The following is a 13,810-nucleotide window of genomic DNA, read 5'->3' as shown; positions in this document are numbered from 1 at the left end:
GCCCTTCTTGCCATGTACCTGACCGCAGAAACAATCGACGATCTGCTCCGGAAGGTTTACGGTCGCCTGCTACGAAAGCGCGGCTCGGGCGAAATCAACCCAACCAAGGGTCCAGCGACAGAGATTAATGGCGCGCTGCTCCTGCTGAAAAACCCCCGAGCCCGGCTCAGCCAAAGCGAGCGGAAAAATACTCTGTTCAGCTGCCTGGGTGAATTCCTCTGGTACCTCGCTGGTAGCGATAAGCTGGATTTCATCCAATACTATATAAGTCGGTACAAGGATTTTTCCGACGACGGAACAACCGTCTTTGGGGCCTATGGCCCACGCCTGTTCGGCCCAACCAGCGGCACCGACCAGGTGCGGAATGTCATACGGACACTCCGCGCAAGCGAGCCTTCGCGCCGGGCTGTCATCCAGCTCTTCCACGGCGACGACCTTGCCGCGAACCTCGTAAGCCGACGCGAAGACCTGCCCTGCACGTGCACACTGCAATTCACTATCCGCAACCATCAGCTGCACGCGATGGTCATGATGCGTTCGAACGATGCCTTCATGGGGCTACCGCACGATATTTTCGCGTTCACCCTGTTGCAGGAGCTCATCGCTCGGTCGTTGGGTGTCGAGATAGGCCAGTACAAGCACGCGGTGGGTAGTCTCCACCTTTACGCCAACAACACTCAAGCAGTCCACGACTACCTCGCAGAGGGCTTTCAAGAAAGCGTTTCGATGCCACCGATGCCGACCGGCGACCCGTGGTCTGCGGTCACGAAATTGCTGGCGGCAGAGCGCACCATCAGGCGAGGAAAGCAGCCAACAGTGGGTGCCCTCGCCCCATATTGGGCGGACCTTGTGAGGCTGTTGCAGGTATTTCGCTACTCTCGCGACGGTGTGCGTCAAGCGCAGCGGGACAAGGTCGAGGGCATCAAGGAGCAAATGACCACAGACGTCTACGACGTTCACATCCTGAAGCGTCAACTTCGTGCTCAGGTGGCAGCGCCAACTGCAGAGCAACTGCTGTTCGACACCGCGGAGCTCGATGCCCAACAACCAGCAAGCGGCGACTCGAATCATCGGTAAGCAGAAGTATCCAGACCAAGGACAGCCGAACATGAAGAAGAACCCTCTGCTCGCGAACCCGGAACTCGCGAAGGAGCTGGACCAAAAGCTCAAAGCCTATCGCGTCAATGGCAAAGCCCTTCCCGGCATCCCATCTGGTGCCGAGCGCGAAGCCCTGGTTGCACAAATTATCGATAGCGTCGCCCGCATCGAATTCGTGAAGGCAATTGCAAAGCGCCCAGTCTCGCCAAAGCGGCTTGACCCGAAGGAAGTCAAGATGTTCGATCCACTGCGGGCCGCCATCCAGCACATGCGCGACGGCAATGAAGACGAGGCGTTTTGGTTGGTGTTCCTGTTCGTGCACTGCGGTAAGCACGCAACGAAAGGCTATGGGCTGCTCCGCATGGTCTATGGCGCGTTCCAAGACCAGTTCGTCTGGATGTGGGAACGATTCACCCAAAACCCGAATCATTTCGCTCTTTGGCTGGGCCAGCACAATGACGCCATCAGACAACAGCGGCGAGACTTCCCGTTCGGCAACCACCGGAAGTACGAGAGCCTCGAACAGCTCAACGTCGTCCTGGCCAGCTACGCTGCCTGGATTGGTCCGAACAACTCGCATCAACTGTTTATCGACGCTGCCAAGGCGAAGGTTGGAGACGACCCGAAGGTACTGTTTGACCACCTGTACAAAAGCATGGACGCTGTGCATCGATTCGGCAGAACCGCCAAGTTCGATTATCTAACGATGCTAGGCAAAATTGGCTTGGTGAACATCGAGCCGCCGTCCGCATACATGGTGCACGCTACCGGTCCCGTTCGCGGGGCTCGCCTGTTATTCAGCGGAGCGGTTGACAACAACGCCCTCTCGAAGCAGAAGCTCGACGAGCTATCGGTCGACTTAGAGGAAGCGTTAGGTGTTGGTATGCAGGTGATTGAGGACTCTCTCTGCAACTGGCAAAAGAAACCCGCGGAATATGTGCAGTTCCGCGGTTAGTCCTGGTTCCACGTATACCTGTTTTTCAGGCTGTTGTAGCTTCGCTGACTGACTAAGCCACGGAACTGCATCTGTCCAACAACGATGCCATACGATACCCCGGCTTCGCGAGCGAGTCTCATGATGCCCTTGAGCGACTTCGAAGCCGCGGGTAGACGTGCCTGCAGGTTGGCCGGAAGAAGTTGCTCCGTCGCGAAGATATTTGCCTCATCCTCTTGGGGAGACATAGGACCGTCTGACGTCTCGAGAATGAGTAAATCAGCATCCCAATGCAGGACTAAGTGCCCTGCTTCATGGAAGAAAGAAAACCAGAACTGGTCATCGCTCAGATAGCGGACAGACAAAAGCAACACCGCCTTATCCGGGCCACCAAAGAAGGTCGCGCCGCTCGCTCGGCATCCCTTCGGGGCCTTCACGACGACGACAGCTACACCGGCTTCGGCACACAGTTGCTGAAGCTTCGGTATAAATTCCGACGGGTGGGGTATGTCCGTCAGTGCACGGATTTTCGGGAGCAGCTCCGCAAACAGAGCAGGATTCCATTTCTTGCACTCAATCTGCTCTGCTTGTAGTTCACCCCGTCTGAGCCATGCTGCAGTTGCTACGGCATCCTGGGCGAATGTGTTGCTTGTCCGAAAAGCAGCAGCGCTCTTCACATCGGAATACGTCCGACGCCACACATCTAAGTTCGGCACATCGAAAAATGCAAGGCACCGGCGGAGCGTCTCTCGCTTATCTTTGGTCGGCTCGAGCCAGCCGAACTCTTGCATCTGTTTAAGCGGAAGGCTTTTGAGCCAAGCCTGATACTCATCGTTGTCTGGGTCGACGCCATCGGTCAGATCGGACAGTTGCTCCCGATACTGCTCCTCGCGACGCAACCAAAAGCCAGCAGTGGCGCCAAGCTCAACTTCGAGACGAGCGGCGATGGGCGCAGTGAGAGCGCGCTTTCCCTGCAGGAGGCTATCGAAGTCTTCCTCGGACATATCGACCAAGTGCGCTAAGTGCGTCGAGGCAATGCCCCGCGACTTCATCAAATCGCTGATGGTCCGACCTGGCGGAATTGCCCACATGGGCGCGAATTCGGTGTCAGTTCTCATTGGCACGCTCGATAGTTAAGATTTTCACGCGCGTCACCTGCGCCCAGTCCAACGCTCCCGGTTCACCAGGAGGGGGACGATTGTTGGCCACAGCAAGCATACGGTACCCGCCGTCGATGGGGGTGATAATCCGGTCATGCGCTGTCTCGTCAAATTTTCCGAAGCCCCATTCAACATACTTGAGCGGAGAGTCCGCCGCACGCAAGTCTGCCAGCCGGCTATGAATCGCCCGCCCAGCGACCTCCCCGTATTTCCGCTTCGCCGAAACCGGGCTCTCACACACCGTTCGGAGCTTCTCGTCTTGAAACGCCAGTTTTATGGGCATCGTATGGACTATGCCGGCGGCCGAGAAGCTGGCCAACCAACGTAACGCTCACATGGAGAGCGCTATGGTCTTTGTGGATTGTGCGAACCTTTGCGGGACCGCAAGCCATCGGCCCGAGAACCCTGATGCACGCTTCAAAAATGAAATTTTAACAACAAACCAGTATAGGCATATGACGGGGCTCTTAACCCGCCTTGCTCCGCCTACTCCCCTTCGCTCAACTGCTTCACATATAGGATGTAGTGGTCTAACTTCCTCAGACAGATCGATAGGTGGAAAATCACGATCGAAGAGGAAAACAGATGACAAGACAACGTCGTAAGTTCGATGCCAGCTTCAAGCTGGAGGTGGTGAAGATGGTCCGGGATCAGGGCCTATCGGTCGCCGAGGTTTGCCACTCGATGGGGATTGGGGAGACGGCGCTGCGACGCTGGCTGACCCATACGATCTGGAGCTAGTGGGTAGCAAGGGCATTGGCAGGCCGCTCACGCCGGAGCAGCAGCGCATCCGACAGCTAGAGCAAGAGAACCGGCGTCTGAAGGAGGACAACCTGATCCCAAAAAAGGCATCGGCCTTCTTTGCCCGCGAACTGAAGTGATGTATGGCGCAGTGAGCGCATTGGCGAAGAAGGCCGTAGCGGTCAGCCGTGCCTGCCAGGTGTTGGAAGTAAGCCGTGCGGGCTATTACGCGCTCCGGCGTCGGCGCCCGGATCCTCTGAAACAAGCGAAGCAGCAGACCTATGTGCGAGCCGCATTCGAGCGCAGCGGGCGCAGTTATGGCAGCAGGCGCATCGCCCAGGACGTCAGCAAGATGGGGGTGAAGATCGGCCGTCATCGAGCCCGGACCTTGATGCGCTAGGCGGATCTGCGTCCGGTCTGGAGGCACAAGTTCATGGCGATGACCAACAGCCAGCATGATCGTCCGGTCTCGCCGAATGCGCTGAACCGGCAGTTTGCGCCGGCCAAGCCGAATCAAGCGTGGGTGTCGGATATCACGTATATCTGCACGGCTGAGGGCTGGCTGTACTTGGCGGTGGTACTGGATCTGTACTCACGCAAAGTAGTGGGCTGGTCGATGGCGCCAGCCATGCCGGCTGCGCTGATCGTCTTGGCATTGAAGATGGCGATCCAGCACCGCAGGCCGGCCGCGGAGCTGATTGTGCATTCGGATCGAGGCAGCCCGTCGACCGGACTGAAGCCCGGCGCGACGTGACACAGTACATCGTGGGGTTCTACAACCCCGTGCGTCTACATTCGACGCTGGGGTATGCCTCACCACAGGAGTTTGAGGATCAGTTACGCAGACAATCTATTCGACTGTCTGAACAAACCCGTCAAGATCAGCCCCGCCAAAAGCGGGGCTTTTTTTTGACATCTGAGCTGTAATAATTTCTCTTGCATGTTCGTGTGTTTCTCTCCACCTTGAAGCGTTGTCCTGTTTCCGTGGGGCAGTGGCATGCGCACTCTGACTCGCTCGCTGGTGGGAGAAGGCTCCTTCGGGATTCGATTCACCAGATTCGCTGGCGGTGAACGGGTTCCGATGCGAGTGGATCGCCGCGGCCTCCGCGCCTATCTGTCCACGTTATCTGTTGCCGCCCAGATTCGGAACGCCGGCAAGGCACCGAACACCATGCTCGCCGCGCTCCATGCATGGCGGTGGCTTTACCGCCGGGCGGCGGCGCAATCCATTGATCTCCAGGCATTGGAAGGTCGCGTTGACCTTCCGCGCGCGTGCGCGGCGCTGGCGCACAACCGCCTTGCGCTTGCCACCTACGCCGACACCCGCTCGGTATCCGGCATGACGAAGCGATGTTCGATCAGGTCGGGTTGCGGATGGTAGTAGCGCAGGGCCATGGCGAACCTCCCCTTGGGTGCCGGGAGCCAGTTGGCGAGGCCTTCCGCGGGCGGTGCGCATTGGATGGCGAGATCCAGAGACCCGTCCGCGTTTCGCGTCAGCCCGGGCGTACGATCGCCGATGGCGTAGCGCTGGATCGGATTCGCCGTGAAGAAGCGCCGCCCGTCCGGCGCGAACTCGTACATCGACAGCGACCAGAAGGCGTTCACGGGCATCCGTGCAGGCACGTGCAGCCGGTAGCAGTGCGCGCCGTCGAGCGGCTGGCCGTCTCCATCGGTCAATGCACTGGCGTAGATGGCTTCCGGGCGCTCCAGCGCGCCGAGTCCAACCAGCGAGATATAGGCGCGGTACAAATAGTCGGTGCCGAAGTTGCCGATGTGGTCCATGCCGCTGAGCCAGGATCCGCGCGGTCCGTTCCGGCGGAGGCTGCCCTTGGGCGGGTGCTCCAGTTCGTGGCGCAGCGCGGGCCACAGGCGTGTCCAGGCCTCACGGATCTCCGGCGACAGCGTGTCCCACGCGGCCAGGTCGCCGGCGCGGACGCCCAGGTCGGCAAAGCCCGCCACCATCTCCTGTTCATGCGCGGGCACGCCGTTGCGCGCCAGCGCTTCGTTGACCAGCGCCAGGTAGGCGGCGGGGCGGGTCTCGTCGGGCGTGGCCTGGAGGCGTGCGGGCGGCACGGCGCTTGTGCCGAGCCGCATCTGTTCCTGCAGCGCATGGACTTGCGGCAGGTCCGACGGGCCGTCGACGAGCACGCGCGCCAGCAGCCAGACGTCGTTGCACGGGGCGCGCGCCAGGACGGCGCCGTTGGGCAGCCCGGCCGGCGCGCTGGCGTGGTGCGCCGGCCCGGCGATGACGAACACGTGCGCGCCGGGGCCATTCGTGCGCAGGCCCAGGCAGGCGAAATTGTTGGTGAAGGCATCCATCAGCGCCACGCTGTAGTAGCGGCTGCCCATGTCGGGAACCGTCAGCGTGGCGGGGCCGGCGGACAGGTCGAGCCATGCCAACGAATACAGCGTGTCGTTGTTCGGCATCGTCACCTGGCGCGCGCGGTCGTCCAGCAGATCGCGGTTGTGATGCAGCTGGTTGGCTGGCCTGCCGTGCGTGGTCTCGTGCTGCGTGAAGCGCCAGCGCGTGCGTGCCAGGTCGTGCAGCGCAAAGGTGTAGATAAAGGCTGCGCGGATGCGCTGGTCCAGTGCGGCGCGGTCTGTGGTCATGTCGGTTCCTCGATGGTGTCGTTAGTCCACGGTGATGTGGTTGGCGCGAATCACGTTGCCCCAGACCGCCACGTCGTCGCGCACGGTCTGCGCAAACTGCTCCGGCGTCTTGATTGGCGGATCGGTCATGTTCATTTGCAGGAAGCGCTCCCGTATGTCGGCGCTGGCCAATGCCTGGTTCACTTCCGCGTTGAGCCGCTGGACGATGGCGGCGGGGGTGCCGGCCGGCGCGAACAGGCCGTACCAGCTATCGGTGTCGAACGGGTAGCCCTGCTCGGTCATGGTCGGCACGTCCGGCGTGGCCGCGCCGCGCCGCGTGCCGCTGATGGCCAGCACGCGCAGCTTGCCGGCCCGGATCAGCGGCAGCGACGACGACGCATCGACCCATCCCACCTTCACGATGCCCCCCTGCATGTCGTTCAGGATCTGCGGCACGGACTTGTAGGGCACATGCCGCATGCGGATGCCGCTCTGCATCCGCAGTGCCTCCATCGTCAGATGGCCGCCGGAGCCGATGCCCCACGACGCGTAGTCGTAGGCGTCGGGCCGCGCCCGCACGTGGGCGACGAACTCCTTCAGATTGCGCGCCGGAAACGCCGGCACCACCACCAGGAAGTTGCCGCCCGCGCCAATCTGGGCCACCGGCGTCAGGTCACGCAGCCCGTCGTACGGCATCTTTGGCTGCAAGGTCTGGTTGATGACCACCGTGGCCGCGTAGGTGAACAGCAGCGTCTGGCCGTCCGGCGCCGCCTTGGCGACGATGTTATTGCCGATGATGCCGGTGGCGCCGGGCTTGTTGTCGATCACGAACGGCTGGCCCAGCCGCCTGCCGATGACTTCGGCCAGCGGCCGGGCGAACAGGTCGGGGCCGCTGCCGGCCGACGCCGGCACGACCAGCCGGATCGGCCGCGACGGCCACGTGGCAGCGGCGCGGGCCGGGTGCAAGACCGCGCCCAGTCCAAGCCAGGCAAGCCACCGCAGGGCATCGCGGCGGCTGCGCCCGGGCGCCGCGCCGGTCATGAGGGAATGGGTCATCGCTGGCTCCTCAGTGGATGCCGAAGTTGTCGTCCGAACCGCTTTCCAGCACCATCGCGGCCGCCACATAGAGGCTGCGGGACACATAGCTGCGCACCTGTCTTGATCGGGCGCGCAGCCATTGGGCCTTGCGTTGGCGGGCTTCCATCACGGGCGGCGCGTCGCCGGGCGCCTGCGCCAGCAGGTCGATCACATGCAGCGCAAGCTGGATATCTCCGCGTTCGGCCAGCGCGCACGCATGCCGCACCACGGCGCCGTGGTCGGCGATTGCCGCCGCGATCTCGCTGGCCACGTCCTCGGGCGCGGCAGGATGCAGCGTCGTGGCATTGCGGTCCCACCAGCCGTTCTCGGACCGGTAGATATCGCGTGCGATGTAGGTCGGATCGCCGTAGGTCGGCTGCATGCACGGCTGCTCGAACAGTTCGGCCGGTGGTTGCAGCGCGGCCAGCATCTGGCGCTCGTTGCAGCCGGCGTTCATCAGCCGCACCACTTCCCCGCGCATCCAGCGCAGCGCGGCCGCTGTATGCAGCAGCACTTGCCGGCAGGTCTCCTCGCCGTGCAGGGTGGTCCCGAATTCCCGGGCCACCGTCTCGGGTCGCAGCCCGGCCAGGCGTTCCAGCGTTTCGGCCCAGCGCACCGTATCGCGCATCGTGCGGAACGGAGTGCCGATGTTCGGGATGGAGTCGATGACCGCCGGGCCGCCATACAGCAGCCGACTGCCCGGCAGCCACACGGCTACGGCATCGTCCGTCTCCGAGGGTGCCCACAGGATTTCGGCGCGACGATCGCCCTGGCCCACCGTGATGCCGTCGTGGAACGTCTCCGTGGGCACGCTTTGGCGCAGCTTGCCCGCCAGGGCGCCGCTGGCGTGCCGGAACTGGATCTCCGCCATGCGCTCCTGCATGCGCTGGGTCTCGCGGTAGCGGCTCTGGCGCGCCAGTACGTTGACGTGCGCCAGCACGCGTGGCGCGGGTTCGCCGCGCTGGGCGGCATGGTCGATCCACTGCTTCACACCGGCGTTGTAGCCCAGGTGTCCGTGGCTGTAGCAGAGCGCCAGCACAGGGAGGCTGGTCCGGGTGCGCAGCACTTCGATCATCCCGGCCGTCACGCCGCCGCCAGGGCCGCTGTCGACCACCAGCAGCCCGCCACCCACGTCGGCGACGAAACTCTGGCCCTGGCCGTGCAGCAGCCAGATGCCGTCTCCAATGGCGTCGATGCCGTGGCCGGTGATCAGCGCGGCGGGGCGGTCCTCGATTGTGTGCATGTGTTTCCCCTCCCAGTTGGCGAAGGGATATTCACGCGCAGACGCGGGACTATATGCAGTGGGGAAAGTCCCGGTGCGGCCGGGCGCGCCGGCTGCGCGGGCAGCGCTGGCGCGGCCTGGCGGGCGTTGCGGAACTTCAGGTGTGAACCGGCGGTTATCGCCTGTGGCCGGCCGGGAATTCCCGCCGGCGCGGCGCTGGGCTAGCCGACCGCTTCCGGGGGGTGCGGCACCTGGCGGCGCAGCGGGCTGTCGGGCATCTTGCTCAGGTAGTGCACTTCACGGCGCAGCAGCTTCGCGAACTGCTCGGCCACGGGCGTCATCGGCGAATCGGCGCGATAGACCAGGCTGACGGCATGGCTGGGCAGCGGGTCTTCGATCGGCAGCACCACCAGGCTGGCGTTGGTCAGGCGGCCCGGCACGAGCTGGCGCGGCAGCAGGCACAGCAGCGAGCGGTCTTCGAGCAGCGTCTGGATCATGCCGATGGTGTCGCACCGTACCGCCACGCGGGGCAGCGGCAGGTCGCGGGCACGGAAGGCGTCCATGATCGCCGCGCCGGGCCCGTGCATCCGCTGCCCGGTCAGCACCCATTCCGAACCCACCAGCTCGCGCAGAGATCGGGCGTTGCGCAGCGGATGCTCGCGATGCGCCACCACCACGGAATCGTTGTTGTACAGGGGCTCGCAGACGAACTCGCGCTCGATGCCCTCGTCGGGAATCGGGCTCACGGCCATGTCCATCGCGCCCGCGCGCAGGTTCGACAGATGGGCCGGATAGACGCCGCTGTCGATGCAGACCTGCACGTCGGGATGCTGGGACCGGAAACGCTTGAGCACCGCCGGCAGCAGCAGATGCGCCGGGCCGCCCGTGACGCCAATGCGGACCACGCCGTTGCGCGTGCCAAGCATCTGGGCCATCTCGTCGGTGGCCTTCCGGGCTTCGCTGGCGATGAGCTGGGCGCGGCGCAGGAACGCCTCGCCATAGCGTGAGAGCACGATGCCGCGCGTGGTGCGCGTCAGCAGCGGCACATGCAGTTCCTCCTCGAGCAGCCGGATGCTCTTGGTGATGGCCGGTGCCGACACGCCGCGCGCCTTGGCGCCGGCACGGATGCTGCCGCACTCGGCCACGGCGATGAAGTCCTGTACCTGGCTTAGTCGCATGGGTTCGTCTCCTGTCGCGGGCGTTCATGGCGGCGCCCTGTCCGCCAGCATAGCGCCAGCCGCGCGGCCACGGGATTACCCGTGGTGCTAACCGCTGGTTCACGCCGCAGCGATCTGGGAAGCTGCCGCATCCGATGCACGTGCCGCATGATCCGTTTCCATCGATGCCGTCATGGCATGCATTCGGAAGACAGGATGAAGACCCAGAACGACCTGCCGCTTGCAGGCATTCGCGTGGCCGAATTCGGCCAGTTCATCGCGGCACCGGGGGCGGCGATGCTGCTGGCCGACCTTGGCGCCGACGTCATCAAGGTGGAACCGCTGCGCGGCGACGGCGCCCGGCGTTTCGACGGCACCAGCCCGCAGAGCCCGATGTTCCTGGCCTACAACCGCGGCAAGCGCGCCATCGCGCTGGACCTGCGTCGTCCGGCGGGGCTGCAGGCCGCCCGCAAGCTGGCGTTGTCGTGCGACGTGGTGCTGCACAACGCGCGGCCCGGCTCGATGGAGTCGCTGGGCCTGGATGCCGTCTCGCTGCGGGACGTCCGGCCCGATCTGGTCCATGCCAGTGTCACCGCCTTCGGCACGCGCGGGCCGTCGCACCTGCGGCCGGGCCTGGATATCGCCGCGCAGGCCGAAAGCGGCATGATGTCCGTGACGGGCGAGGCCGGCGGCCAGCCGCTGAAGGCCGGCTTCGCGCTGATCGATGCCGCCACGGCGCTGGCGACATCCAGCGGCATCGTGGCCGCGCTGTTCCGGCGCTTGCGCACAGGCCACGGCGATACCATCGAGACGTCGCTGCTGAACGTCGGCGTGCATCTGCAGGCCCAGCTCTGGGCCGAGTACCAGTGCTCGGGCGCGCTGCCGGTACGCAGCGGCAACAGCCAGCCCAAGGCGGCGCCTGCCGCCGACGTGATTGGCGTGGCGGACGGCCATATCGTGCTGTCGGCCTATCTCGACGAACACTGGGCGCGGCTGTGCACGGCCATCGGGCAACCCGGGCTGGCCAGCGATGCCCGCTTTGCCAGCAACCCGCTGCGCGTGCAGAACCGGCCGGCCTTGCTGGCGATCCTGCATGACGCGCTGCGCGGGTACTCGGGCGAGGACGCGTGCGCGCTGCTCGAACGGCATCGGGTGGTGGTGGGCGTGGTACGCGACTATCGCCAGGTCGAGGTCAGCGCCGACGTGCACGCCAACGCAATGTTGATGGCTGTTGCCGACGGTGCTGGCGGTCACCTGTCGCTGCCGGGCCTGCCGTTCCGCATGGAGGCGGCCCCGCCTGCATCCAGCCCGGTGGTGCCCCGGATCGGCCAGCACACGGTGGAGGTGCTCCGCGAGCTTGGCTATGGCGACGATGCCATCGACACGATGGCCCGCGACGGCGCGATCGGTGTGGCGTTGCCGCGTCGCGAAGGCGCGGCAGCATGACCACCGCGCCGGCTGTCCCGGCATCTCGCCACGAAGGCTGGGCGGAGCTCACGCTGAACCGCCCCGAGACGCGCAACACCATCGATATGGCCACCACCCAGGCCCTGGCCACACCAGGCGCGCGCGGCGCCTGTTCGCGACACGCCGGCAACGTACTGGCATGAACGGCCAATGCGCCGTGATGGAGACAGCAATATGCGTAGTCAGAGATCTGGCGTCCGCGTGGCCTTGCCGGTCATCGTGGCGGCGCTGGCCACGGGGTCCGGCATCGCCCCGGCCCATGCCGAGACCGCACCGTATCCCAACCGTCCGATCCGGATGCTGGTGCCGTCCGGCGCGGGCAGCGTGACCGACCAGACCGCCCGGCTGGTGGCGGAACGGCTCTCGGTGGCGTTCAAGCAGCCGGTGGTGGTGGATAACCGCCCCGGTGCCAACGGCATCATCGCCAGCGAGATGGTGGCGCGTGCCGAGCCCGATGGCTACACGCTGCTGTTCACGTACTCGGCCACGATGACCGTGAACCCGTGGACCACGGCCAGCCTGCCCTATGACCCCGTCAAGGATTTCACGCCGATTGCCCGGCCGATTGCCCCGGGCGGCAACCTGCTGGCGGTGACGTCCACCGTGCCGGTGCACAGCCTCAAGGAGCTCATCGCCCATGTCGAGGCAAGCCCCACCGAACTGGCCTATTGCTCGTGGGGCGTAGGGTCGGGCGGCCATCTGGCGATGGAGTACCTCAAGGCCAAGACCGGCATCCGCATGCGCCACGTGCCGTACAAGACTGCCGTCCAGTGCACCAGCGACCTGGCGGCCGGACACGTGACCATCGCCTTCACCGATTCGCTGTCTGCCATTCCGCATCTGAAGTCGGGCCGCATTCGCGGCATCGCCGTATCCGGCCCCGAACGCATGCTCTCCGCGCCCGAGGTGTCGACCATGGGCGAGCAGGGCGTGCCGTTCGAGCAGGCAAGCTGGCTTGCGCTGTTCGGGCCCAGGGGCCTGCCCGCGCCCATCGTCTCGCGCCTGAACGCCGAAGTGAACCGCATCCTGCAATCGCGCGAGGGACAGCTGCGCTTTGCCTCGATGTACCTGAAGCCTGGCAAGCCTTCAACGCCTGACGAACTCGGGCAACTGCTGCGCGCCGATCTGGCTGCGTGGGGCGACATCGTCAAGCTTGCCGGCGTGACACCGCAGTAGGCGGCACCCTCAGCGTTGGCAGGGCCCGCATCACCTGAAATAGCCACCAAGGAGACAAACGATGCAGCAGCGTAGAACGGGAGACGGCAGCGTGAGAGAGAGCAGAGCAAGCAGACGGTCATCGGGCATCGTGATCGGCACGAACCTGGGCCTCGGCCTCGGCCTGGCCCTGGCCTGCGGCGGCGCGGCGGCCATGACGGCGCAGTTGTATGGCGTGGTCGACGCGTCGATCGAATATGCAAAGGGCTCGCAAAGCGTGGTACGGATGCGCGAAGGCCAGCAGGCGGCGTCGCGCTGGGGGCTGCGAGGCATCGAGGACCTGGGCGGAGGCACCAAGGCCAACTTCCTGGTCGAGTCCGGTTTCAACATCGATACCGGCACCGAGCTCTTCGGCAATGGCCGCCTGTTTGGCCGCCAGTCGTGGTTGGGGCTTTCCAACGAATCATGGGGCGAGATCCGGTTGGGCCGGCAGTACACGCCGTCGTTCTATGCCTTGCTGCGGCTCGATCCCTTCCTGCTGAACGGCATGGTGTCGCCATTCAACCTGCTGGGCGCCACGGCGTCGCAAGGTATCGGGCAGGTCGCGTATGGCGCGCGCTTCGACAATGCCGTGCAGTACTTCTCGCCGACCTGGGGCGGCTTCTCGCTCGGTGCCGCCGCGGCTCCGGGCGAGGTGCCGGGCAATCCGCGTTCGGGCACCAACTTCGGCATGAACGCGATGTACGAGGCCGGCAACGCCTACGCGTTTTACGGCTACCAGGGCATGTACACGGGCACCAGCACGCCGCAGGTTCCCACTGCGCTGACGTCGAACCACTTCCTGGGCGGCGCGTACCGCTTCAAGCCGGTGAAGGTGGGCCTGCTGCTGGCACAGGCCGGCAGCAAGCTGACGACGACCCGGGTGGCGCGCCACTACGGCATCACGTTCAGCTGGAACGTCACGCAGAAGGGCACATTCAAGGCGGTGGCGCTCAAGCGGCAGATACTGGGCGGCGGCGAGCGGCCCTGGAGCATGACGCTCGGCTGGGACCACGATCTCAGCAAGCGCACCACCGCCTATCTGCGCGCGGTCTATGTCCACAACAGCCCCGGCGGCAGCGTGACGATCAACAGTATTGCCATCGACCGCGGCAGCGGTGACGACGCGCGCTCGCTCAGCGTGGGCCTGCGTCACAGGTTCTGACAGGAC

At 64.7% G+C, this 13,810-nt stretch carries 12 protein-coding genes and 1 pseudogene; 7 read left to right on the top strand and 6 right to left on the bottom strand.

What is annotated here, in order from left to right; translation table 11 throughout:
* Positions 1-12: 12 nt before the first annotated feature.
* On the top strand, positions 13-1,077 hold the full coding sequence (locus AC3WXD_RS21780; RefSeq protein WP_492324690.1) for a thymidylate synthase: 1,065 nt from the start codon (positions 13-15) through the stop codon (positions 1,075-1,077).
* Entirely contained in the window at positions 1,037-2,053 is a 1,017-nt protein-coding gene (locus tag AC3WXD_RS21775) for an alpha-glutamyl/putrescinyl thymine pyrophosphorylase clade 3 protein (RefSeq protein WP_492324689.1), read from the top strand. The genes AC3WXD_RS21780 and AC3WXD_RS21775 overlap by 41 nt, the downstream gene beginning before the upstream one ends.
* Here the strand turns inward: AC3WXD_RS21775 and AC3WXD_RS21770 are convergent.
* The gene (locus tag AC3WXD_RS21770) at positions 2,050-3,150 is read right to left on the bottom strand and encodes an ImmA/IrrE family metallo-endopeptidase (RefSeq protein WP_492324688.1); all 1,101 of its coding nucleotides are present in this window, start codon (positions 3,148-3,150) and stop codon (positions 2,050-2,052) included. The two genes, AC3WXD_RS21775 and AC3WXD_RS21770, sit on opposite strands and share 4 nt — an antisense overlap.
* Complete coding sequence (locus AC3WXD_RS21765) at positions 3,140-3,475, bottom strand: hypothetical protein (protein WP_492324687.1); 336 nt, start codon at positions 3,473-3,475, stop codon at positions 3,140-3,142. Before AC3WXD_RS21765 ends, AC3WXD_RS21770 begins: the two co-directional genes overlap by 11 nt.
* A 302-nt stretch (positions 3,476-3,777) precedes the next feature.
* Between AC3WXD_RS21765 and AC3WXD_RS21760 the strand changes: the two are divergent.
* A pseudogene (locus tag AC3WXD_RS21760) lies at positions 3,778-4,860 on the top strand (IS3 family transposase).
* Between the two features lie 384 nt (positions 4,861-5,244).
* On the opposite strand, the gene AC3WXD_RS21755 reads toward AC3WXD_RS21760, so the two are convergent.
* The 4 genes from AC3WXD_RS21755 to AC3WXD_RS21740 form a co-directional block, all read right to left on the bottom strand.
* On the bottom strand, positions 5,245-6,543 hold the full coding sequence (locus AC3WXD_RS21755; protein ID WP_059410415.1) for a DUF1254 domain-containing protein: 1,299 nt from the start codon (positions 6,541-6,543) through the stop codon (positions 5,245-5,247).
* Between the two features lie 21 nt (positions 6,544-6,564).
* Positions 6,565-7,578 carry a Bug family tripartite tricarboxylate transporter substrate binding protein gene (locus tag AC3WXD_RS21750; RefSeq protein WP_059410416.1) on the bottom strand — a complete coding sequence of 338 codons (1,014 nt, stop codon included), beginning with the start codon at positions 7,576-7,578 and terminating at the stop codon, positions 6,565-6,567.
* A gap of 10 nt (positions 7,579-7,588) precedes the next feature.
* On the bottom strand, positions 7,589-8,842 hold the full coding sequence (locus AC3WXD_RS21745; protein ID WP_492324686.1) for an alkyl sulfatase dimerization domain-containing protein: 1,254 nt from the start codon (positions 8,840-8,842) through the stop codon (positions 7,589-7,591).
* A gap of 200 nt (positions 8,843-9,042) precedes the next feature.
* Positions 9,043-9,999: a LysR family transcriptional regulator gene (locus tag AC3WXD_RS21740; protein ID WP_020204825.1), complete on the bottom strand. Its 957-nt coding sequence runs from the start codon at positions 9,997-9,999 to the stop codon at positions 9,043-9,045.
* A 195-nt stretch (positions 10,000-10,194) separates the two neighbouring features.
* On the opposite strand from AC3WXD_RS21740, the gene AC3WXD_RS21735 reads away from it, so the two are divergent.
* From AC3WXD_RS21735 to AC3WXD_RS21720, 4 genes are all read left to right on the top strand, one after another.
* Positions 10,195-11,424 carry a CaiB/BaiF CoA transferase family protein gene (locus AC3WXD_RS21735; RefSeq protein ID WP_492324685.1) on the top strand — a complete coding sequence of 410 codons (1,230 nt, stop codon included), beginning with the start codon at positions 10,195-10,197 and terminating at the stop codon, positions 11,422-11,424.
* Positions 11,421-11,588, top strand: a complete 168-nt coding sequence (locus AC3WXD_RS21730) for a hypothetical protein (RefSeq protein WP_492324684.1) — start codon at positions 11,421-11,423, stop codon at positions 11,586-11,588. Before AC3WXD_RS21735 ends, AC3WXD_RS21730 begins: the two co-directional genes overlap by 4 nt.
* A 31-nt stretch (positions 11,589-11,619) precedes the next feature.
* Positions 11,620-12,621, top strand: a complete 1,002-nt coding sequence (locus tag AC3WXD_RS21725) for a Bug family tripartite tricarboxylate transporter substrate binding protein (RefSeq protein WP_492324683.1) — start codon at positions 11,620-11,622, stop codon at positions 12,619-12,621.
* A gap of 130 nt (positions 12,622-12,751) precedes the next feature.
* Complete coding sequence (locus AC3WXD_RS21720) at positions 12,752-13,804, top strand: porin (RefSeq protein ID WP_492324682.1); 1,053 nt, start codon at positions 12,752-12,754, stop codon at positions 13,802-13,804.
* Positions 13,805-13,810 lie beyond the last annotated feature (6 nt).

Source organism: Cupriavidus sp. FW216-B1, from assembly GCF_058789195.1.
Note: the sequence above shows the minus strand (reverse complement) of the source record. Positions and strands in the feature narration are given on the sequence as shown.

Coding starts and splice junctions, on each gene's coding strand:
- AC3WXD_RS21745 (WP_492324686.1), bottom strand. CDS start 8,842: ATGCACACAATCGAGGACCGCCCCGCCGCGCTGATCACCGGCCACGGC.
- AC3WXD_RS21750 (WP_059410416.1), bottom strand. CDS start 7,578: ATGACCCATTCCCTCATGACCGGCGCGGCGCCCGGGCGCAGCCGCCGC.
- AC3WXD_RS21725 (WP_492324683.1), top strand. CDS start 11,620: ATGCGTAGTCAGAGATCTGGCGTCCGCGTGGCCTTGCCGGTCATCGTG.
- AC3WXD_RS21730 (WP_492324684.1), top strand. CDS start 11,421: ATGACCACCGCGCCGGCTGTCCCGGCATCTCGCCACGAAGGCTGGGCG.
- AC3WXD_RS21765 (WP_492324687.1), bottom strand. CDS start 3,475: ATGCCCATAAAACTGGCGTTTCAAGACGAGAAGCTCCGAACGGTGTGT.
- AC3WXD_RS21755 (WP_059410415.1), bottom strand. CDS start 6,543: ATGACCACAGACCGCGCCGCACTGGACCAGCGCATCCGCGCAGCCTTT.
- AC3WXD_RS21770 (WP_492324688.1), bottom strand. CDS start 3,150: ATGAGAACTGACACCGAATTCGCGCCCATGTGGGCAATTCCGCCAGGT.
- AC3WXD_RS21775 (WP_492324689.1), top strand. CDS start 1,037: ATGCCCAACAACCAGCAAGCGGCGACTCGAATCATCGGTAAGCAGAAG.
- AC3WXD_RS21780 (WP_492324690.1), top strand. CDS start 13: ATGTACCTGACCGCAGAAACAATCGACGATCTGCTCCGGAAGGTTTAC.
- AC3WXD_RS21740 (WP_020204825.1), bottom strand. CDS start 9,999: ATGCGACTAAGCCAGGTACAGGACTTCATCGCCGTGGCCGAGTGCGGC.
- AC3WXD_RS21735 (WP_492324685.1), top strand. CDS start 10,195: ATGAAGACCCAGAACGACCTGCCGCTTGCAGGCATTCGCGTGGCCGAA.